This is a genomic window from Candidatus Villigracilis sp. (genome assembly GCF_057083605.1).
Genome location: NZ_JBXMTI010000100.1, coordinates 102639 through 125410, shown reverse-complemented (window position 1 = coordinate 125410; position 22772 = coordinate 102639). Strand labels below are relative to the sequence as shown.

The window sequence follows — 22772 nt, the reverse complement described above, 5'->3', positions numbered from 1 at the left end:
ATACAAACGGCCAATTGTAGAGAATGTAATTCCCATACTGTTAGTCAGTTTTTTCATTATATTGACCTCTATTGTGTTAACTTGGCTCCCCTACTTCAAAAATATTAACATCGAACAGATTTCACACTACAATAATGATAAACAAGGTGTTGTTGCTATACTCAAGATGGCATGGGAGTCTTTTTTTGAATTTCCAGTTTACACAACATTTCAATGGGCAGAGAGATCAAATTTTCTCGGCTCATTTAAACACTCGGATGCGAGAATCCTTTCCCCAGCCGCAGAGGTCATGCTGAGGTTTATTGGCGGAGCGTACTTGTTCCAGTCGATATTTGCGTTTGCTATCGTTATTTACACGGTCATCCTTGGTATTAAAAATCAAGTAATACTAATATTCGATCAGTCGGGCATGAGGATAGTTGTCTTATCGGGGCTATTCATCATTGCATCTTACACGTTTTCTGCATGGCTGGGAGGCGAAGCCTGGATCGAATACACAAGGTCGGATCAAATCGTACAATTTTTGCCGATGTCTCTGTTTATCATTTTTCTGCTGCCTTCCTTGTTCGTCATAAGCGGTAGAATGGTAAAAATTATTTCCATGCTCAGTTATCTCTCTTTAATCCTATTTAGTGCTTCAAATCTCATCTGCGGATTTATGGTTATTAATGACCATATTGAATATCGTGGCAAAGCACTTACAGAGGCGGATGTGCCATTATCAGATAAAATGCAGGCTGTTGAATTCATTGCTAATGATTGGCGTAACCATTCCAATTCAAATCTTATACCTGTTGATTATCAATTAGGGGGTGGGAAATGGGATTGGATATCAAAGTTTGGCTTGTCGTTAACCACTTGGTATCCCGCGCCATTTACCGAGGGACGGGCTTTTGATTATTTGCTAAGACGCCAATACGGTTTAACTAATTTGCAGGAAGGAGTTCAATTAAGAACCTTTGGTGCTGGCAGGTATTTGGTTACCTATGCATTCGAAGACGAACCCGAGGTAGAAGGTAAAAATATAATGCATTATATTTTTGGGCGCTTGAGAGTTAGTGTCGTGGTAAAGTGATCGCATCTATTTAGTTTTGACAAATTATTTTCATCATGATGATTATTTTGTCTAGCAAAAAATCCATGGGCAATCTTTGATTTGTCTCGTTGAAAAAATAGCGATGAGAACTTTGTAGATCAAGTGTCTTGTCATTATCTGTTTGTCAATTTTATGTTAACATTTTATAAGGTGATTTGAAATGACTAAAATAAAAATAGGAATCCCTCTGCACGGAAAAATGTCATCTCGCACATTTCACTCGGCATCATTTCGTAATTATTTAAGTGCCGGTGGATTTAAGCCAATTTATTTCCTCACCGCAGACTATCTTCGATCTTTTGCTTTTGATCTGGGCCAATATTTTGAACTTCGGGTTGATCTCTATGACAAATATTATCAGAATCATGCTTTTTTGCGGGCATTAAAGTCTTTGAGACGTTTTGTCGTTAGGACTGAGACAACAGACCTTCGTTTTCGTGAGGAAATAGAAAATATCATATTTGATAAATCTCTTTGGAAGATTGGCGGATTTATTTACTATACAGATATTTTGCGGCGTGTTCCTGGTTTGGGGAATTTATTGTTGTGGCTTGAGACGCAATTTTACGTTACGCATTTTCACGATGAACGTATTAAAGAGCAGGAACTAAATTGTGTTCTAACGCCTGGAATAGCTAATTATAGATTCGAATATTCAGGACAATTTGCCCTTGAAGCACAAAGCTTGAATGTGCCAGTTTTTAGTGCTGTTACCAATTATGACAATATAGTTAATATGGGATATCGCGGTTTTAATCCGACCTGTTTGGCGGTTTGGAGTCAGGAAATGGCTGATGACGTAATGAAATTGCATGGTTTTCCAGCCAGCAAGATAGAAGTCACAGGTCCGGTTCAATATGATCGATTTGTACAACAATTGCCAATGGAACGATGTGATTTTCTTCAATCAATAAATCTTGATCCAAATCGAAAGACGGTATTTTTTGCCGGTGGGGTTAATGTGACTCGGTACTTTGAAATATATAACCTGTTTGTTGGGCAAAAGGAACGGATTTGGCGGGAACCCATTAATATTGTTATTCGTCCATATCCGCATGAAAAAGTATTAAATTCACCGGGGTGGCAGTTGTTGAAGAAATTGTTCCTCGAGGCAGGCGTGTACTTATCCATTCCCAATTCAATTGATTCAGGTGGAGATCGTACCAAAGAATTGAATCACGATCTCTTTTTTGAAGAAGGAGTGGACGAATTAAGTTATTTGCTGCATTATAGTGACGTGATGGTAAATTATTTTTCCACTATCAGTCTTGAAGCAGCCATTTGTGATTTGCCGGTTATCCATATAGGATATGATCTTTTTACGCATGGGCATCGTTTTACTATGACCACTGCTTTTCAACAGCAGCAAACGCATAATCTTAGAAAATTGCGTCTCGCAGCATCCAGAGTGGCTAAAAACGAAAAGGAATTGATTCAATACCTTGGTGATTATTTGAATGATCGAACACTGGATCAAGATGAACGCCATGATTATGCTGTTTCTGAATGTGGTGAAGTGGACGGGAAGGCAGGTGCTCGCTTGACCCAAATGATTAAGAGCCGACTGTAAGTTTTATTGAATTAATTCATCTGGTTTTGTGCATCAAATAAATTTTGTCAAAGGTGAAAAAATGGATAAACTGCGAAAAATAACCAATTACCCAACTGAAATTTTGGTGTTAATTGGATTCTTGACAGCATATTTTTTGTTTTTCATTCAGCCTACTTTTTTTCATGAAGATCATATAATGAGGTTCCCTGAATATATACCTAAGGGAGAACGCATCGGCGGGGATTTGGAGTATTTTCTTTCTTTTAGTAAAGCATGGTTCATTGACGATACGACGCCATACATTGAGGATAAAAATCCTTATCCTCCACTTGCTGTAGCATTCTTTGCGCCATTGCTTTTGTTGGATTTTTCGACCGCCTATAAGGTCATATGTTTCGTCATTATTTCTAGTTATGTAGTAGTGACATTGGCGATCCCTGTTGTTTGTGAGTGGGGAAAAAACGAAAGCGGCAGCCTTCTTTTGATCGTATTTTTATTTGTAGCTGGGTTGTATTCGTATGGACTTCAGTTTGAAGTGGAAAGAGGGCAGGACAGCGTTATTACTTTTCTGTTCTGCATGCTTGCTGTTTATATTTATCATTATCAACACAAGTATCGTTATTTGGCTTATTTTCTTTTTACCATATCTGTGCAATTGAAGGTGTTTCCCCTTATTTTTATTGTCCTGCTCGTTGAAGACTACAGAGACTGGAAAGGGATTATGAAACGTTTTACGGGAATTGGGATTTTAAATTTTATATTCCTGTTCGTGCTTGGCGGGCAAAATTTTATTGACTTTCTGGCATCGATAAAAAATAAAGCACAGCATCCATATATATGGAATGGAAACCACTCCATTACATCGTTTATGTTTGGTTTGGGCGAACTGTTTACAGAGAATGGGTATGGGAATTGGGTTGCTGACAACTCGAATTTAATCGGATTCCTGTTGTTTTTTGTGGTTTTGTTCAATTTATTCATTATCTTACTGTATGTGTATAAATATAATGTGAAAGGATTGAACTCATTCCTTTTTTTAGCGTGTACTGTGGGTGCGCTTATTATTCCATCGGTCAGTCATGATTATAAGTTGTCAATTCTTGCAGGCCCTATGGCGATCTTCCTAACTCGAATACGTTCTGCCGATTCTAAAATCCCCTTGTTGTCTGCGGTTTTGGTGGCAGGGGCTGCTTTCCTGTATTCATCAACACTGTTTTCATATACTGGAAAAGAAACGTATTTTTTACAGAATAATTTCCCTGCACTTATGCTTTTGCTGCTGTCGGTTACATTTTTGTATATTCTAAAGAAAGATAAAGCAGATTCTTAAGGTCATCTTGAAGATGCTGCTGTCTCTTGGTAGGTCTAGAATGCGGTTTGTTAATTTAATATAATTAAGAGGATATTGAAGTATGAGTGATCCAAATGAAATTCCCCTGTTAACGATTGGCGTGTTGAGCTGGAATCGTCTTTATTATTTACGCGCAACACTTGAGTCTGCCCGCCGATGCATTAAGTATCCGAACATTCAGTGGATCGTTATAGATAACTGCTCTACTGAAACAGGATTGACAGACTACCTCAAAAGTTTATCGTGGGTGGATGATCTCGTTTTTATGGAGTCTGATCATATTACGGCAATGAACGAAATTGTTAATCGCGCCAAAGGTGAGGTGATCTTAATATGGCCCGATGATATGCAGTTTATTGTTGAAGGGGACTGGATGGTCGATTGCATTGAAATACTCATGCGGCACCCATGGCTTGGCAGTATGAGCCTCAACAGCTTGCGCCGTTCAACCTTGTATACTATATGGGGAAGGAAATTTCCGAGCCTGAAAGACCTTAGGATGAGCTGGACTGAGATAAAGAGATTTGGTTTGGGGTATCGCTTCCAGAAGAGACTCAAATCGTCTGGCGGCTTTCCAGTGCTTACATACGGTTGGAAGGAGGATGGTATTGTAGGTTCCGGTATTCCCACCCTTACACGAACGGATGTCTGGAAGACGCTTGGTCCCTGGAAGGCAAAGCCGGATAAGGATATAAATGACTCCAGTCAAGGCGGAGAAACTGAAATGCTTGAACGTTGGTTACGCAGCAAAATTCCATGGCAACGGTCGCTTACCATACTTCCTGTCAGCGCCGATATTCTTACAGACCCTGCAGGGACAAAGGCAAAGGTTCGGGGGAGGGGACGCTATGGAGTATATTTGCCGCCGCAACAGGATTACTACTACCAAATATATGATCAGGATGAAACCAAAGATATCTTAAAACGCACCATACCTGCGTCTTTTGAAGAATTTGTGAAATCCATTGGTTTTCAATTACCTTTGGATGAAAATGGTAATTTGTTAAAGACTGGTATTAACATGACGATTTCCAATCTATTGGATTGACCTGAAAATTATTCACCGTAACATTAATTGCCTGACACGCAGCCGTCAAAGGATGACGCAGTAGCGACTAAAGTCGCTACTGCGTTGTAAGGTAATTATGGTTAACCTGAATAGTTTATCAGGGTCTTTCTTAAGAACTCAACAAGCAAACACGTTTTTGAGGACGAAGATCCAGAACTAAAGTTTAAAGAAAACCCATGCAGGCATTGAGCCCATAGTTGACGTTTTGCAATGCGAGCGCAAAAAGCACTTTTTTGTTCATATACTGAAATAAAGAGTTAGAGATAATGACAACAATCACCCCGCCTCAAATTAAAGATATTTCATCAAAAAGCTATGTCACCTATCGCCGCTTGTGGCTTGATTCCTGTCTCAAAACGTTTTCAAAGGAAATGCGCGGTATTGTTCTCGACCTGGGTGGAAAACGCGAAAAAAAACGCGGCTCTTTCCATCCGCCGGAGCATGAGGTGCAATCATGGTGGTACCTGAATCTTGACTTATCCACCAAGCCCGATGTCTTTGCCGATGTTACAAAGGCGCCGCTAAAACTCACAAGTGTAGATTGCATTCTCTGCACGGAAGTATTGGAGCATCTTAAGGATCCACAAGCCTGTGTGGATGAAACACACCGCCTCCTTCATGAGGGCGGTTTGGTCTTTGTTTCCACACCTTTTTTCTACCCAGTACATGCTGACCCTTACGACTTCCAGCGTTTTACAGAAGATGGCTTGCGTCATTTATTTCGTAAATTTAGATCGGTGGAGGTCTATCGTATGGGCGGATATTTTGGCGTGCTTGGATTGCTCTGTGAGTTGGGGATTCCTGGTGAAGAAGGCTCCACTTTTAGCAGTAAGTTCACCCGTTGGATATTAAAATGGTTTGCGCGTGGATTGTGCTCACTGGACCTTAAGTTATACAGAAAAGAAAATCCAAACCGCCGAAAATTTACCACTGGTTATTTTGTGAAGGCGGTCCGTTAGCCATGAAACTTGGCGTTCGAGAAGCAGCATCTGACTTGCAAGCCATTCTGCAAGGAATTCTAATCAGGGCAGACCTCTCAATTTTCCATAAATTTGAACCTCCTCCAACCGGCGGCGGGCATCAGTTCTTGGGCGCTTTTATGCGCCAGGCAAAAGCACATGGACTGAAGGTCGAAAATAATGTGATTTCGCGAACTACCTGTGCCTGTCTCTTGAACTCGTTTAATTTTAGCGAACGCCGCCTGCATTGGACACGCCGAAATTCTGTACTGTATGTTCACCGTGTGGATGGTCCCATTGATATCTATCGTGGACGACGAGATGGTGTAGACGCGAGAATCCATTCCGTGAACCGGGAATTTGCAGATAAGACCATTTTTCAGTCACGCTACAGTCTTGAAAAGCACCTGGAGCTTGGCATGGAATTCAAAGACCCTGTGGTGATCATGAATGCCACAGACTCGGACATTTTTCACCAGCGCGGACGTGTGGAATTTTCCCGCAATCGGAAAATACGTCTGATCGCATCAAGCTGGTCGAATAATATTAACAAAGGCGCACCGGTCTATCAATGGCTGGACGAAAATTTGGATTGGCATAGTTTCGAGATGACTTTTGTAGGGCGCAGCCCCGTAATATTCAAAAACATCCGCATGATCCCGGCTGTTGATTCTAACCGCATGGCAGAATTGTTCCGTGAACATGACGTTTACCTTACTGCCAGCAAGAATGACCCTTGTTCGAACTCTCTCATCGAGGCTCTGACCTGTGGGCTTCCGGCGATCTACCTTCAGAGTGGCGGCCATCCAGAGATTGTGAAGCAGGCCGGGGCGGGGTTTGAGGCGGCGGATCAAATCCCCGAATTGTTGAATCAGGTTGTGGGTGGGTATGAGTCATTCCAGGCGCGGATATCTCTTGCCTCCATTGAAGATGTGAGTAAACAATATTTGAAAACATTGGAGATGTTATGAAGGTGATGAAAGATGCTGCACAGAGGATCGCAAAGAGAGTCTTGCGTGCGGCTTCATGGAATTGGAAACCTTACTCGCGTTTGATTTTATATGGTGAAAAAGCGGAGTGGGTATTGGATTGGGAAATGCGTGCACTTGCAAATACCTGCAAGCGCCTGGGGGTGCGGATAACAAACCCAATCTGGAAGCATTCCTCACAACCGCAGTCTTTTTTCTTCTCCAATCATTTTTTTCTTTTGAATGCCGACTGGCAGAAGCTTTTGCCGGGTCGAATCGGCTTTGCCTATTTTCATGGGCTGCCCAATACCGGTGATGCACTTTTTGATAAATTTTATGAGTTGTTGTGCAAGAATCACGAGCAGTTCACGCGTATTCAGATTTCCCATTCGCAAATGCGGGATGTAACATTGGGAACGGGTATTGACCCTTCCAAGGTGTTTCTCATCCCGATTGGGATCAATGTGGATTTCTTCCCGTTTCGAACTGTAAAGCAGAAACAAGCCGTACGCGCGGAATTGGGCATCCCGCAATCATCCTTTGTGGTTGGGTCGTTTCAAAAGGATGGTGTGGGTTGGGAGGAAGGTCTGGAACCAAAGTTGATTAAGGGACCGGATGTGTTTTTGTCCACGATCGAAAGGCTGAAAAAGGAAATTGATGATTTGTTTGTTCTGCTTTCAGGTCCTTCGCGCGGATATGTAAAACGCGGACTTGAAAAGATGCAAGTTCCATATAAACATTTGTATATCAAGTCATACCCTGATGTGGCAAAGTTGTTCCAGGCTTTGAATGTATATCTGGTGGCTTCCCGCCAGGAAGGCGGGCCGAAGGCTATTCTGGAAAGCATGGCAAGCGGCGTGCCAATTATCACCACACGAGTGGGACAGGCCATGGATTTGGTAAAGCATGGCGAGAATGGCTGGATGGTGGATGTGGAAGATTCAGAATCGCTTGCCCGCTGTATTCTTCAAGTGCGTGGCATGGAACAAGACGCCTTAATGCCCATATTGAAAAAAGGACGAGCAACGGCAGAGGCGAATACCTACGAAAGCCAGCTTCCCATATGGGCCGATTTCATGAAGGGCTTTGTTGAGGCTGGTTGATATGTTGCGGAGAATGCTTGATTCTTTGAAAAAAACCTTTCCAGGTCCTTTTCGCGCAATCTTTCGTGTGCGGGATTTTATTCTTATCCACATTCCCGCCCATCTGAATATCCTGCGTATCCGAAAAACGAACTCGGATGAGGTTGAGATCTTTTATTTGACCACGCGCTTTCCAAGACGCCCAGCTGTGCGAAGCGAACACGCTCACGGCGGCTCGGTAAAATTGACCTATCTTGCGGAGACTTTCCCTCATCACTTCCCAGTGGCGAACATGGCCTACATCGTCACCACGATTGGGCATCCTTTGCAGAATGAAATTTTTGAAACTGCAAAACGAAGAGGACTTAAGTTCATTATCAATCATGACGGAGTTGCCTTCCCGGCTTGGGCAGGAAACCAATTCGAAGAATTCAATCAAATCTCCAAACATATTCTTGATCGTGCGGATTTTATCGTTTATCAAAGCAGATTTTCAAAATGGAGCGCTGACCTTTACCTCTCCCCGCCAAGTGTCCCACACGAGATTGTTTACAACCCGGTGGATACCCGGCATTTCTCACCGCAGGATGTTGAAAAGCCAAAGGAATTGACGCTATTGCTTGGTGGAAATCAATACGAAAAATACCGCCTCGAGTTGGCGTTACGGACGCTTCATTCCCTGCTCAAGCTTGTTCCTAATGCCAGGCTGATCGTCACTGGGACCTTGTGGCTGCCCACACGCGAAGCCGAGGAATGGACTGCCCATACTTTAAAAGAAATGAACCTGACTGGTCATGTGATGTTTGTCGGCAAGTACACCCAGGCGGAAGCGCCACTTCTTTACTCACGGGCGCATATGCTTATCCACACCAAATATGCAGATCCCTGCCCGGGCCTGATTCCCGAATCACTTGGCTGTGGGTTGCCGGTTGTATATGTAGGGAACGGCGGCGTCCCGGAGCTGGTTGAAGAGGCAGGAATTGGTGTGCCAGTTGAGCATAGTTGGGAGACTATCAACCTCCCTGAGCCACAGAAGATGGCGGATGCGATTATGCAGGTGTATGGCGATCTAGTTCGTTATTCTCAAATTGCCCGTCAACAGGCCCAGAAATTTTCCCTTGAAAAATTTATTGCAAGACATAAAGACATTTTTGCGAAAGTACTGGAATCAAAATCATGAGTTCAACGATCAGTGTCATCGTCTGTACCCGTAACCGTATGGATGATTTCCGCAACACCCTTGCCTCGCTTATGCAGCAAAAACGCCTGCCGGACGAATTGGTAATTGTGGATTCTTCGGATACGCAGGCACTCGAAGAGTATTTGAAATCGATCAAACTCCCGTTCCCTGCCCGCTATTTTCATACCCAGCCCGGGCTGACCTTACAGCGCAATCACGGCATCAGCGAATGCAAAGGCGATTTGATCTTCTTTTTCGACGACGATGTGGATTTGGATGTGGACTATCTAAGTGAAGTTGAGAAAGTTTTTTCAGACGATATAAAGCATGAAATCGGTGCGGTCGGCGGACGGATCATGAATTTACAAAGCGGTCAGCCAATAACCATCCGTTTTTGGTTGGAGCAAAGAGTCTTTGGTCTAATTCGCTCTGTTTTTGGCTTAGTGGGTAATGGCAGCGGAAAATTTCGCTTTTCTGGGATGCCGACTCATCCAGTTGCTTCGAAACAGAGTAAATTTATCGAGTGTCTATCTGGCTGTTGCATGGCATTTCGGCGTGAAGTGTTTGAGAAAGCTTCTTTTGATGAAGCACTCGCCCGCTATGGTTTGATGGAAGATGTGGATATCTCCAAGCAAACTCTGGATGCAGGCTATAAGATCTACTATCAAACATCCGCAACCTTGGTGCATAACGAAAGTCCGATGAATCGCTTGAACGTCCAACAGTGGGCGGAGATGAGCGTGGTCAATTATGATTACCTTTTCCGCAAGAGTTGGAGCCAAGATAGGTTGCGCTGGCTGGCTTATTATTGGGCAATGGTCGGCCTGCTCGTCTCTAATTTTCACAGCTTGAAAGGATTGAAAGGTACATTTAGTGGTATGAAGAAGGTCTTTGGCAAATGACGCGCGCACTCATCACTGGTATTTCTGGATTTGTTGGCAGGCATCTACAACGCTATTTGACGAATCAGGGTTGGCAGGTCTTTGGTTTTGATATTCGCCCGGGAATGGAAGATGTTTTCGTCGGCGATTTGACTGACCGTGCAGCTCTTTCACGTGCAATAAGGGAGAGTAAGCCAAATGTTGTCTTTCATCTTGCCGGTGTGATCAAGTCTGATGAAATTGAAATGTATTACAGATCTAATCTATTCGGTACATTGAATTTGATTGACGCAATCATGCAATCCGATATTCGCCCTTCGGTGGTTGTCGCCAGTTCCAGCGCGGTCTACGGATTGACCTCTGGTTCAAAGCCGATTACCGAACGCTCAAGCTTGCATCCAGTGACAGAATATGCCATTAGCAAGGCGGCGCAGGAGACCGCAGCTTTACGGTATCATTATGCATTTGGGCTGCCAGTCTTTATCGTGCGGATGTTCAATTTGTTGGGGCCTGGCCAATCACCTGATCTGGCTTGTTCGGCATTTGCTCGTCAGATCGCGCTGGCAGAATTGAATGATCAGGTTGAGATTGTCACTGGCAATTTGAGTGCGCGCCGTGACTTTGTGGATGTGCGCGATGCTGTCCGTGCGTTTGAAATGATTACAGAGAAAGGCGAGGCTAGACAGGTTTATAATGTCTGCTCGGGGCGCGCGGTGGCGATTCAAAAATGCCTGGGTGAGATGATATCCATGTCGACGAAGCAGTTGTCGGCCAGGGTGGATGCGGATCGTGTCCAGAAGAACGATGTTCCCGTGCAGGTGGGCAGTTATCAAAAACTGCATAAGGCTACGGGATGGAGTCCGAAAATTTCACTGCGTGAGTCGTTATCTGATTTATTAAGTGATTGGCGTGAGCGAGTTAAAGAAGTGGAGTCAAAATGAATTGGAACGGTAAAAAGGTTTTGGTCACTGGTGCTGGTGGATTCATTGCCAGCCATCTGGTGGAACGCTTGGTTAGAGAAGGGGCGCAGGTGCGTGCTTTCGTTCGCTATAACTCGCGCAATGATGTTGGGATGTTGAAGTTGATTCCATCCGATGTGTTTGCGCAGATCGAGGTTATGTTTGGTGATTTGCGCGATAACGAAGCGGTGCGTAATGCCGCCAAAGGTGTGGATACGATCTTTCATCTTGGCGCGTTGATCGCGATTCCATATTCGTATGTTAACCCTCGCGAAGTGATCGATGTGAATATCATGGGCACGCTTAATGTGCTGATGGCGGCACGTGATCTTGGCGTGCGCCGCATGGTGCATACATCCACGAGTGAAGTGTATGGCACGGCCCAATATGTGCCGATCGATGAGAAACATTCCTTGCAGGGACAGTCGCCATATTCGGCCAGCAAAATCGGCGCAGATCGAATCGCGGAGAGCTTTTATCGTTCATTCGAAGTTCCTGTTGTCACGCTTCGCCCGTTCAATACTTATGGCCCGCGCCAGTCCACACGTGCTGTGGTTCCGACCATCATTACGCAGGCTCTGACTCGCGAGGAAGTCAAACTCGGCAGCCTCGACCCGTCACGCGATTTTACGTTCGTGCATGACACCGCCAACGGATTTATGAAAGTTGCTGAAGCTGAAAATGTTCTTGGCGAGGAAATCAATCTAGGCAATGACAATACGATCCGTATTGGCGACCTGGCTGAGAAAATTTTTGGGATCATCGGCAAACATCCAAAACTGGTGACAGACGCACAGCGGATTCGTCCCGGCAAAAGTGAGGTGATGAAGTTATGGGCTTCGAATGAGAAAGCCAGAAAAATGATCGGATGGGAACCCCGCATCTCTCTTGACGAAGGCTTGCGAGCCACCATTGAGTGGATCTCATCTCATATCGATCTCTACCGACCTGACGAATATACGGTGTAACCAGGATGCGCGCTATTATCCTCGCAGGCGGCAAGGGCACACGCCTTGCCCCATATACAACGGTTTTACCCAAGCCCCTTATGCCAATCGGTGAAATGCCGATTCTGGAGATCGTCATTCGTCAACTACAACAACATGGCTTTGATGATCTCACTCTGGCTGTGGGTTATCTTGCGGAATTGTTGATGGCATATTGCGGGGATGGAAGCAAGTTCAATGTGAAACTTGGTTACTCCCGCGAAGAAGAGCCGCTCGGCACGGCTGGTCCAATTTCGCTCGTGCCGAATTTGAACGACACCTTTTTAGTGATGAATGGCGACCTGCTTACAACAATTGATTACAGCGCCATGTTAAGGTATCACCGTGAACGTAGAGCCCTTGCCACGGTGGCCTGTTATCAACGCGATGTGAAAATTGATCTGGGTGTGATAGAAACCGATGAAGATAATTGGGTTGCAAATTACATTGAAAAGCCCACCTATCATTATTCGGTGAGCATGGGAATTTATATCTTTGAGCCTGCGATCCTGGAATACATCAAGCCGAATCAACACCTTGATCTGCCTCAACTGGTGCTTGCGCTGATGAAAAACGGCCAGCGCGTCAATGCCTATCATTTCGATGGCTACTGGCTGGATATCGGACGTCACGATGATTATGAGCGCGCCATTGAAGAGTTTGCCGCTCATCGCCGCGAATTTCTCCCCGAAGATGGCTTATAAAGGAAATTGACTTGGTCCTTCTTTTGTTCTCTACATCATATCCTTATGATGTAGCCACCGAACAGACCTTTCTCAGCGAGGAGGTAAAATACCTTGCCAGAAAGTTCGAGCGTGTTATCTTGATTCCAAAGACGGCCAACGGAAACAGGCTACCCCTCCCAGGCGGCGTGGAAGTAGATACAAGCTTTGCAAAGGAATTTTCCCTGCCCAAAAGGTTGATCGCTGGATTTTTATCATTATTTTCTGCTGATTTTTATCAGGATATAAAAAGACAGTGGCCGAAATCCATATCCATTTCTTATATACGAAAATTGTTCTCGTTTTTAGCTGGCGCAGCGCTAACCCGATCATGGGTAGAAAATTGGTTAAGAGTTCAAAACTTATCTGATAATTCCACTGTTTTTTACACCTATTGGTTTGATGAAACAGCCATGGGAATTGGTATGGCGAAAGAGAGATACCCTGGTTTACGCGTGATTTCGAGAACACATGGCTATGATCTTTATGAAGAGCTGTATGGCATCTGGCCTTGTCGTCAAAAGGCTATATTTTTGCTTGATGGGATATACGCAGCATCGCATGTTGGTGAAAAATATCTTCATGAAAAATACCCTGAGTTCAGTGAAAAATATAGCACGGCATTACTTGGCGTGCCTGACCCTGGCACAGTGTCAAAACCATCACAGGATGGAGTTCTCCGGGTCATATCGTGTTCCATGATCAACTCTATAAAGAGAATTGACCTGCTTTTTGATGGGATTGTTTCGGCAGCGTGTAAGCGAAGTGGACAAAAGATCGAGTGGCGGCATTTTGGTGATGGCCCTGCTCGTGAAGAATATATAAAAAGAGTGGCAAGCGAATTTCCGCCGAATGCTGCGGGTTATTTCCCCGGTTATTCGACCCTAACGGATTTGATACAAAATTATCTCAATAACCCTGTGGATATTTTTGTAAATGTCAGCGAGACCGAGGGAACACCCGTTTCGATCATGGAAGCGGCGAGTTGCGGCATCCCGATCCTTGCGACGGCTGTGGGGGGGAATACCGAAATTGTTTCAGAAAAAAATGGCTTTTTGCTGAAGCCCAACCCAACCGCCGATGAAATTGCCGATGCATTGTTAAAGGTTTTGGATAACCCCCAATTGATGCAGGAAAAAAGACAAGGCAGTCGGCGCGTCTGGCAGGAACGCTATAACGAAGTAAAAAATTTCGAATCTTTCGCCGAGCGTTTGGCGGCGATCAGGAGAAACTGAAATAATGTGTGGAATTACTGGATTTTGGAATCTGGATGGCGGACCCGTCTCCCACGATGAGTTGATTCGCTTTACGAATCAACTCGCTCATCGCGGCCCTGACGGCTGGAACATCCATGTGGACGAATCTGCCGTATTGGGCTTTGGTCACCGCCGCCTCGCCATCATCGACTTGAATACAGGTGACCAACCCATGTCTTTTGCGGATGGTCGTTACTGGATCGTCTTCAACGGCGAAATTTATAACTTTGTTGAATTGCGTAAGGAACTCGAATCTCTTGGCTATCAATTCAAGACTGACTCGGATACCGAAGTTGTCCTTGCCGCATACGATAAATGGGGCGAAGATTGCCAGTTCAAGTTGAACGGCATGTGGGCAACGGCAATCTGGGATAGCCGCGAGCGCAAACTCTTTATTTCGCGTGACCGCTTCGGTGTGAAGCCGATGATCTATTTCTTTGACGGCAAACGTTTTGCCTTTGCCTCTGAGATGAAAGCCTTTCTCGCTCTTGATGGTTTCCGTGCAGAATATAACCCAACTGTGCTCGCCAACTCTCTCGAAGATGCCTCGCTCGTGGAAGGTACGGAAGAATGTTTGCTTCAAGGACTCAAGCGTGTGCTGGGGGGGCACTGCCTTACCCTCACTGTAAACGGCAATTTGAAAATCCGTCGTTGGTGGAATACCCTCGATCATCTTCAAGATGTACCTGAACGTTATGAAGATCAAGTTCAACAATATCGCGAATTGTTTTTAGATGCCTGTCGCATTCGTATGCGCAGCGATGTGCCAATTGGCACCGCATTGAGCGGCGGTTTGGATTCGAGTTCTGTGCTTTCTTCAATGAGTTATATCCGCAAATCTGGCGATGCCACGATGCGTATGGCGCACGAATGGCAGAAGGCATTCATCGGAACCTACCCTGGCAGGATCATCGACGAGCGTCATTATGCGGACGAGGTCATCAGGCATACCGGTGTCCAGCCCATCTACTGCGAGATGAACGCGGATATGTATCTCGATCACTTCAACGACATCCTCTACCAATATGAGGAACTGTCAGATATTCATCTTGGGCCGTGGTTCGTGCATAAGATGCAGCGTGAGAACGGCGTGGTCGTGACCATCGACGGCCACGGCGGGGATGAGGCGTTGGGCGGCTACACCTGGCATGTCTTCGCGGCGATGAGAGATGCGAATCCAATCCGCTATGCAGACCTGGCTTTGATTCGCAACAGTATGAGTCTGACGAATAGCTTTGGAACGTATGTGAACGCTGTAAAAAAACGATTGGTTGGAAAAAAAGCCGCATCGAACGGGACCTCGTGGTTGAATCTACAACCCCAGCCTTTCACCAACCCCGCGATGGAGCAGGATATGCCGCGCCTTGACGGGCGTGATGAACTCTTCAAAACACTTTACACTGATTTCCATTTCACTCACCTGCCGATGAACCTGCGCGACTTTGACCGTCTTTCGATGGCGCATGGAGTAGAAGTCCGCTCGCCGTTCATGGACTGGCGTTTGGTCACATTCGCCTTCTCAATCCCCTCTGAACATAAAATTGGCGCAAGATACACTAAACGTATTTTGCGTGATTCGATGAAAGGCATTCTGCCCGAAGCGATCCGCACCCGCAAGAAAAAACTGGGCTTTCCCAATCTGGATGAAGGCTGGAATTCCCCACGCGGACATCAATTCATTCGCGATTCGATTTCAACTTCAGATTTCAAAGCCTCTCCTTTTTGGGATGGAACCCGCGTCATTTCTGACCTTGAGCCTGCCTTCCAAAACCATGACAGGGTGCGCATCTACCAGGCTTGGAAGCTCATTCAGGCGCAATCGCTGATGCAGATGTTCCGTGAGAAAAACGAAAGGATACAAAGCACATGATTGTTGTTGTGGATTATGGCGTTGGTAACCTTGGTTCAATCGTCAACATGTTTAAAAAGGTTGGCGTGAAGGCTGCGGCCTCCTCCGACCCAGCTGTGATTCAAGATGCAGAAAAATTGATCCTGCCCGGCGTCGGCGCGTTCGATGCGGCGATGCGAAAATTTCATGAGACAGGGCTTGTGCCCGTGGTTGGTGAGCTGGTGCTGGAGAAAAAAATCCCCGTGCTTGGCTTGTGTGTGGGACTCCAACTCATGACGAAGGGAAGTGAAGAGGGTCAGTTGCCAGGCCTCGGGTGGTTTGATGCGGAAACGATCCGCTTTAAGTTCGAAGCCGAACATGCTCATCTTAAAGTCCCGCACATGGGTTGGAATTCGGTACAAGTCCGCCGTGACCATCCATTGGTTGCAGATTGGGATGAAGAGTCGCGTTTTTATTTTGTTCATTCCTTTCATGTGGTTGCGAAGGATTTGAGTGCAGTGCTTGCGGAAACCGAATATGGCGTGATCATCCATTCGATTCTAGGCAGGGGTAACATCATGGGTGTGCAGTTTCACCCGGAGAAAAGCCACAGATACGGAATGCGCCTGCTCAAAAACTTCGCGGAGAACATACAATGATCCGCCCACGTGTAATTCCCATATTGTTATTGAAGGGACAAGGCCTGGTCAAAACAGTCAAATTCAAAGAGCCTAAATATCTTGGAGATCCGATCAATATTGTCCGTATCTTTAATGACAAGGAAGTGGATGAGCTTGCCCTTTTGGACATCACCGCCACCCCAGAGAACCGCGGTCCACAATTTGACGTACTGAAGGGCATCGCCAGTGAAGCTTTTATCCCCCTGGCATATGGCGGCGGGATTCGCAATATGGAGGATGTCCGAAAGCTGTTGAGCATCGGCATTGAAAAGTTGATCATGAATACATCTTCTGTTGAGAACCCTTCACTCGTGCGCGAAATAGCAGATCATGCAGGCAGCCAGGCAGTGGTCATCTCGATTGATGTGAAGAAAAATTTTCTTGGCAAGTACGAAGTCCTCACCCACTGTGGGCAGAAAAAGACCGGCCTTGACCCTGTGCAACATGCCATTGAAATGGAAAAGAAGGGTGCAGGTGAGATCATTATCAATTCGATTGACCGCGACGGCATGATGCAGGGTTATGACCTTGAATTAATTAGAAAAGTCGCGGATGCTGTCAATGTTCCCGTGGTAGCATGTGGCGGCGCAGGGAATTTGACTCACGTTGCTGAAGCCATCAAACAGGGACACGCCTCTGCCGCGGCAGCAGGAAGCATGTTCGTCTTCCAGGGCCCGTTACGTGGAGTGCTGATCAATTACCCCGCACCCAGGGAACTGGAACAATTTATTTCGTAGGAGTATGAATGACCGAATACAGAATGTGTACCCGTTGTGTCATGGATACAACGGACCCTGAAATTATTTTTGATGAAAATGGTGTCTGTAACCATTGCCATACCTATGATCGCATGGTTCGTGAATATGTGGTTGACGGCGAGGAAGGCTTGCGTCAGTTGGAACAACTTGCCGAAAAGATTCGCAAGGATGGAAAGGGCAAAAATTACGATTGTGTGATCGGCGTCAGCGGCGGTGTGGATAGCACCTATGTGGCTTTCCGTGTGAAGGAACTCGGCCTGCGTCCGCTTGCTGTGCACCTTGATAATGGCTGGGACTCAGAACTTGCCGTAAAGAATATCGAAGAAACTCTCAAACGGCTTGATATTGACCTATATACCGAAGTGCTGGACTGGGAGGAATTCAAGGACTTACAGGTTGCTTTTCTAAAAGCATCCACACCTGATTCGGAGATTCCCACAGACCATGCCATTACTGCCTTATTAAGCAACATGGCCGAGAAGGTCGGCGTCAAATATGTGATCGTTGGTCATAATGTACGCACGGAAACACACCTGCCTCGCGCCTGGTCACAGGGACATTTCGATTGGAAGTATATACGTGAGCTGCATAAAAAATTTGGTGCTCATCCCCTGAACACTTTCCCTCACTTTAATTTTTTCACATTCTACCGCCGCATGTTGATACAAAAGCGGGTTGAAATTCTGAATTACATCGGCTACAACAAAAAGGAAGCTTTGCGCGTTTTAGAGAATGATCTCGGCTGGCGTTACTATGGTGGAAAACATTACGAATCCATTTATACACGCTTTTATCAGGGCTATATTCTCCCTGAAAAATTCGGCTTCGATAAACGTCGTTCGCATCTTTCGAGTTTGGTTTGCTCAAGAGAAATGACTCGTGAGCAGGCACTGGAAGAATTAAAAGTTCCAACCTATGCGCCCTCCATGCAGGAGGAAGACCGTGAATATGTTGTAAAGAAACTGGGCCTGTCAGAAGAGGAATTTTCAGTGATTATGAAAGCCCCCAAAAAGAGTTATTGGGATTATCCATCCTACGGCAGGTTCATGAAACAGCCATTCGTGCAAAGCCTGGTACCTGTGGTAAAGAAAGCGATGAGTTGGCTCAAATAATGCGCATTGCTTACGTCACCATCCACGTTGCGCCAGAGATCATGCGGGCCGGCGTGGGTCAAAAAATAAAAAACCAAATACGTATCTGGCGTGAGCATGGGCATGAAGCTGTCTTGTTCAGTTTGACGCCGGCAGAGATTCCGTTTCCTGACGATCATCAATTTATTTTTGAATCACGGGGCAACTTGCTGCGCCGTGAAATCAACCGCGCATTAATCCTAAAGCAGATGTTTGTATCCATTCATCAATACCAACCCGATATTATTTACTTGCGCTATGGGTTGTATTCCTATCCCCTGCACCACATTTTCAAGATCGCGCCCGTGGTTTTGGAAACGAATTCAGATGACGTTCAGGAATATCGCAAACGTGGGGCATTTTTTTACTGGATGAACCGCCTCACGCGTAATCTGACATTTGTTCCTGCCTGCGGAATCATTACCCCATCCCATGAGTTGGTCGACGTGCTTCTGCCGAAGCGTGATAAACCCGTGGTTGTCATTTCCAACGGAATAGATTTGAAGGATGTGGAACCCCTGCCCGCCACAGCTCACACAAAACCTGTTATTACCCTTGTTGGTTCGCCTGGTATGAAGTGGCACGGCGTGGATAAGTTGATCAAGCTCGCAGAATTATGCCCCGATATTAAAGTAAACATTGTGGGTTATTCTCAAAAAGATATTGATACACCCATTCTATCCAACCTGCATTTGTATGGTTTTCTCAATAAGCAACAAGTGCGTGATGTTTTACAAGATACCGATGTAGCCTGTGGAAGTCTTGCGCTTCATCGTAATAAGATGGAAGAAGCATCTGTGTTAAAAGTGCGTGAAGCACTCGCCTACGGATTGCCAGTCATCATTGCTTTTCATGACACCGATTTGCACGATGTTATCCTTGATACAATCCTGCGGATTCCCAATACCGAAGATAATGTTGTCCAAAATGCAGAACGTATTCGCAAATTCGCCTATGACATGATTGGCCATCGAGTGGATTTCAATCCCATTGCTCCGTATCTGGATCAGCGCAAAAAAGAGGAAAGGCGGCTGGCATTCTTCGAGAAAATCCTTGCGGATCGAGAGCACCTATGAAGCCAATTTCCATCCTGCTTGTTGGCACACAAATGGCGACGGGCGGCGCGCAAAGGGTCCTGCTCGACCAGGCGCGCTGGTTCCATGAGCATAGGCATAAAGTAACGGTCATTTTTTTATATGACAAGGAAGGCTTGCATGAAAAATGGCAGGCCATCACACCCGTTCCGATCATCAACTTAAAAGCATTCCATGGGCATGGCAAGGGTATAAGGAATCTCTTTTCTCTTACAAAAGGATTGCTGTCCCTTTGGAGTTTCCTGCGCCGCGAAAAAATCGACGTTGTTGAAACGTTCACGCACGATAGCAATATGGTTGCCCTTCCCGTTGCATGGCTGGCGCGCGTCCCTGTGCGGATTGCCACCCATCATGGTGTGATCGAGGGATTTTCACGCTGGCGTGAACTCATTCATTCGTGGATGGTAAACCATAATATTGCCAATAAATTTGTGACCGTCTCCAAAAAAATGTATCAGGCTGCACTACGGGAAGGTATCCGTGCGGAGCGGGTAGTGATAATCCAGAATGGGGTTGTGCCCCTGCCCATAGAAAACCGTAACAGGCTCGAGGTCCGTAAAGAGGCGGGGATGGAGGCAAATGACCTTGCGCTGTTATCAGTCGGCCGCCTTGTTTATGCAAAAGCGCATGAAGTCCTTATCGCATGTATGCCCACTGTGCTGAAAGAGTTTCCAACTGCAAAGGTTGGAATTTGCGGCGATGGTGTGCTGCGAAAGGATTTGCAGGTTCAGATCGAACAACTCGGTTTATCGAATTCGGTAAAGCTGTTGGGTCAATCGGATCATGTTCCCCTTTACCTATCGAGCGCAGATGTCTTTGTTCTTCCTTCACGCTCGGAGGGATTGCCCATTGCGCTGTTGGAGGCGATGAGCGCGGGCTTGCCGTGTATTGCCACCCGAGTGGAGGGTGTAGAAGAAGTGCTTGTGGAAGGCAAGCATGGATTGGTGGTGCCAGTTGATGACCCCAGTGCGCTGGCTATAGCTATATTACAATTACTGCGCGATTCTGCAGCCCGCAATAGAATGGGGGCAGCGGCCAGGTTGCATGTTTCCAAATTCTATACGGTTGACCGTATGTGCGAGCAATATCTTGAACTCATGGTAGGATGTCTGAATAAATGAATTGTACAGATAAACAAATTAAGGATGCCCTCGTTTTCCTCATTACAGCCATTTTATTAATTGGTTCAAGTGTGGAGTTCTTTCATGTTGCATCAGGTACAGGAGTTGCAATCGGCGATTTTTCCCTGATGTGGTTTGTGTTGTTTTCTGTTTTTGTTTTACTTTGCCTTGCTTTGATTGTTGGTCTGATGGGGGGGCAGCGTGGGAGACTTTCATCAGCTTCAATGAGGCTGATTTCATATCGCAATAAAATGAAATTTTCACGCTGGGTGATTGCCATCCTTGTACTTATGTTCCCTGTCTGGTTTTTGCAATATACGATGTGGGGAATTGTGTTTGATGGAATATTCATCCGTGCGTTGATTTGGATTGCGGCCGTATTTGTTTTTGCGGTTCTCGCCAGCCAGGGCAATGCCCTGATAGGCTGGAAGGAAATCTTAGGTGGGTTCGTTCTTACAGCCAGTGTTTTTTCAATCGCTGTTTCATTGCAGGGAGTTTCAGATTATCCATTCTCACTTGGCTGGTCTGAGGGGAATCGCTTATGGGATTATTCCACGCTCTTCGGAAAATCCCTGTACGATTATCCAGCCGACCAGAATATTGAGGTTTCGTTAATGGATGGCGGCAGGCTGTTGATCGGCGGGCTTCCATTTCTCATCCCGGGTTTAACGATTCAAATGGCAAGGCTTTGGGTTGGGCTGACGTTGGTCATCCCTTATTTCCTGATAGGGATCGCTGCGTTTCGTTCTCTAAACGAAACCAATCGTGTTTGGCCCTTCATGATCCTTTGGATTTTCCTTTTCCTGAAACAAGGGCCGATCCATGCTCCATTGGTCATATGCGCTGCTTTAACAATTTTGATTTGGGGAAGAAGCCTGTGGATTTCGATTCCTTTAATTATTTATGCTGGATACTTCGCTCAAATGAGTCGCTTTACCTGGCTGTTCGCCCCCGGCTTATGGATCGGGATGCTGGAACTGGCAGGCGCCTCGTTACTTAACGGGAAACTGGGTCGAACCCATTGGGTTCGCGCAATCGCTTTAGGCGCTTCCGGCGTCTTTGGCGGATACCTGCTTCCAAAACTTTTACCTCTCTTCAACAGCCCGGCAATGGATATGACAAACATTGGAGAACAGATTGCCAACAGTGGAATAAGTTCGGAGTTTGTTGAAAACGCTGTCTCCGATCAACCACTCTTGTGGTATCGTCTGTTTCCCAATTCAACATATGGCACGGGAGTTTTGCTTGGGCTTGTAATCGCAGTCGCTCCAGCTATTATTCTGCTGGTTTGGCTTTCTGTTACAAAAAAATGGCAGTTGAACTTGTGGCAAAAACTTGCCATCGTTGCGCCATTACTGGCATTCCTTGTTGTCGGTTTGATCGCAAGCACCAAGATTGGCGGCGGCGGTGACTTACACAATATGGATATGTTTTTGATCGGCCTCGCGTTCACGGCTGTCATTGCCTGGTATAACGGTGGCAGGGAAACTATTTTGAATCCCAATACACTGCCTACCTGGATAAAGATCGTAATCATCACATCTCTGGTATTGCCCGCTATGGTTCCGTGGCAGCAGTTGCGTTCCCATCAGTTTGGGGAAGAGGCAACCACGCTTGTGGTGTTGGCAGACGCGGCTGATGAAAAATCCCTCGATTTGCTACCCTCCGATGAAAAAGTGAAACGATCCCTGGAAAAAATCCAGGATGAAGTGGCTGTTGCCAAAGAAAAGGGCGAGGTGCTTTTCTTGGACCAGCGTCAATTGCTGACGTTTGGGTATGTGACGGATGTTCCATTGGTTCCTGAATATGAAAAGAAAGTATTAATGAACGAGGCGTTGAGCGCAAACGCGGAATACTTCCAACCATTTTATGAAGACCTTGCTGCGGGCAGATTTTCATTGATTATCAGTGAGAGGCTGTTCACGCCAATCAAGGATAGTTCCTTTGAATTTGGCGAGGAGAATAATGCGTGGGTCACCTGGGTTGCCAGCCCACTCCTTTGCTATTATCAGGAAAAAAACACGCTAAAGGACGTTGGTGTCCAATTGTTTGTGCCAAAGGAAAAACCAGCGGATTGTAAGTTACCTTAGGGCTTAACGG

Annotated in this window: 20 protein-coding genes; all 20 read left to right on the top strand. The window is 45.8% G+C overall.

What is annotated here, in order from left to right:
- Positions 1–1075: hypothetical protein (locus tag AC14M5_RS14765; RefSeq protein WP_484030447.1), on the top strand; the 1075-nt coding region annotated here is incomplete at its 5' end.
- A 181-nt stretch (positions 1076–1256) separates the two neighbouring features.
- The gene (locus AC14M5_RS14760) at positions 1257–2666 is read left to right on the top strand and encodes a glycosyltransferase family protein (RefSeq protein ID WP_484030445.1); all 1410 of its coding nucleotides are present in this window, start codon (positions 1257–1259) and stop codon (positions 2664–2666) included.
- A gap of 61 nt (positions 2667–2727) precedes the next feature.
- Positions 2728–3978: a glycosyltransferase family 87 protein gene (locus tag AC14M5_RS14755; RefSeq protein ID WP_484030444.1), complete on the top strand. Its 1251-nt coding sequence runs from the start codon at positions 2728–2730 to the stop codon at positions 3976–3978.
- Positions 3979–4060: 82 nt separating this feature from the next.
- The gene (locus AC14M5_RS14750; protein ID WP_484030443.1) at positions 4061–5047 is read left to right on the top strand and encodes a glycosyltransferase family 2 protein; all 987 of its coding nucleotides are present in this window, start codon (positions 4061–4063) and stop codon (positions 5045–5047) included.
- A gap of 287 nt (positions 5048–5334) precedes the next feature.
- Positions 5335–6027, top strand: a complete 693-nt coding sequence (locus AC14M5_RS14745; RefSeq protein WP_484030442.1) for a methyltransferase domain-containing protein — start codon at positions 5335–5337, stop codon at positions 6025–6027.
- Between the two features lie 2 nt (positions 6028–6029).
- The gene (locus tag AC14M5_RS14740) at positions 6030–6998 is read left to right on the top strand and encodes a glycosyltransferase (protein WP_484030441.1); all 969 of its coding nucleotides are present in this window, start codon (positions 6030–6032) and stop codon (positions 6996–6998) included.
- Positions 6995–8098 carry a glycosyltransferase family 4 protein gene (locus tag AC14M5_RS14735; RefSeq protein ID WP_484030440.1) on the top strand — a complete coding sequence of 368 codons (1104 nt, stop codon included), beginning with the start codon at positions 6995–6997 and terminating at the stop codon, positions 8096–8098. Before AC14M5_RS14740 ends, AC14M5_RS14735 begins: the two co-directional genes overlap by 4 nt.
- A 25-nt stretch (positions 8099–8123) precedes the next feature.
- Entirely contained in the window at positions 8124–9257 is a 1134-nt protein-coding gene (locus tag AC14M5_RS14730) for a glycosyltransferase family 4 protein (RefSeq protein ID WP_484030439.1), read from the top strand.
- Complete coding sequence (locus AC14M5_RS14725; RefSeq protein WP_484030438.1) at positions 9254–10159, top strand: glycosyltransferase family 2 protein; 906 nt, start codon at positions 9254–9256, stop codon at positions 10157–10159. Before AC14M5_RS14730 ends, AC14M5_RS14725 begins: the two co-directional genes overlap by 4 nt.
- Positions 10156–11079, top strand: a complete 924-nt coding sequence (locus tag AC14M5_RS14720) for a GDP-mannose 4,6-dehydratase (protein WP_484030437.1) — start codon at positions 10156–10158, stop codon at positions 11077–11079. The genes AC14M5_RS14725 and AC14M5_RS14720 overlap by 4 nt, the downstream gene beginning before the upstream one ends.
- Positions 11076–12065 (top strand): SDR family NAD(P)-dependent oxidoreductase, encoded by a 990-nt coding sequence (locus AC14M5_RS14715; RefSeq protein ID WP_484030436.1) that lies wholly within the window; start codon positions 11076–11078, stop codon positions 12063–12065. The genes AC14M5_RS14720 and AC14M5_RS14715 overlap by 4 nt, the downstream gene beginning before the upstream one ends.
- A gap of 5 nt (positions 12066–12070) precedes the next feature.
- Positions 12071–12787 (top strand): nucleotidyltransferase family protein, encoded by a 717-nt coding sequence (locus AC14M5_RS14710; RefSeq protein ID WP_484030435.1) that lies wholly within the window; start codon positions 12071–12073, stop codon positions 12785–12787.
- 11 nt (positions 12788–12798) lie between these two features.
- Positions 12799–14040 (top strand): glycosyltransferase, encoded by a 1242-nt coding sequence (locus AC14M5_RS14705; protein ID WP_484030434.1) that lies wholly within the window; start codon positions 12799–12801, stop codon positions 14038–14040.
- Positions 14041–14044: 4 nt separating this feature from the next.
- Positions 14045–15931, top strand: a complete 1887-nt coding sequence (asnB, locus tag AC14M5_RS14700) for an asparagine synthase (glutamine-hydrolyzing) (RefSeq protein WP_484030433.1) — start codon at positions 14045–14047, stop codon at positions 15929–15931.
- Positions 15928–16548: an imidazole glycerol phosphate synthase subunit HisH gene (gene hisH, locus AC14M5_RS14695; protein ID WP_484030432.1), complete on the top strand. Its 621-nt coding sequence runs from the start codon at positions 15928–15930 to the stop codon at positions 16546–16548. Before asnB ends, hisH begins: the two co-directional genes overlap by 4 nt.
- Entirely contained in the window at positions 16545–17306 is a 762-nt protein-coding gene (locus AC14M5_RS14690; protein ID WP_484030431.1) for an AglZ/HisF2 family acetamidino modification protein, read from the top strand. Before hisH ends, AC14M5_RS14690 begins: the two co-directional genes overlap by 4 nt.
- Before the next feature lie 8 nt (positions 17307–17314).
- Complete coding sequence (locus AC14M5_RS14685) at positions 17315–18439, top strand: N-acetyl sugar amidotransferase (RefSeq protein WP_484030430.1); 1125 nt, start codon at positions 17315–17317, stop codon at positions 18437–18439.
- Positions 18439–19533, top strand: a complete 1095-nt coding sequence (locus tag AC14M5_RS14680) for a glycosyltransferase family 4 protein (RefSeq protein ID WP_484030429.1) — start codon at positions 18439–18441, stop codon at positions 19531–19533. The genes AC14M5_RS14685 and AC14M5_RS14680 overlap by 1 nt, the downstream gene beginning before the upstream one ends.
- Positions 19530–20672 carry a glycosyltransferase family 4 protein gene (locus AC14M5_RS14675; protein WP_484030428.1) on the top strand — a complete coding sequence of 381 codons (1143 nt, stop codon included), beginning with the start codon at positions 19530–19532 and terminating at the stop codon, positions 20670–20672. The genes AC14M5_RS14680 and AC14M5_RS14675 overlap by 4 nt, the downstream gene beginning before the upstream one ends.
- Positions 20669–22762 (top strand): hypothetical protein, encoded by a 2094-nt coding sequence (locus tag AC14M5_RS14670; RefSeq protein WP_484030427.1) that lies wholly within the window; start codon positions 20669–20671, stop codon positions 22760–22762. The genes AC14M5_RS14675 and AC14M5_RS14670 overlap by 4 nt, the downstream gene beginning before the upstream one ends.
- The last annotated feature ends 10 nt before the right edge of the window (positions 22763–22772 follow it).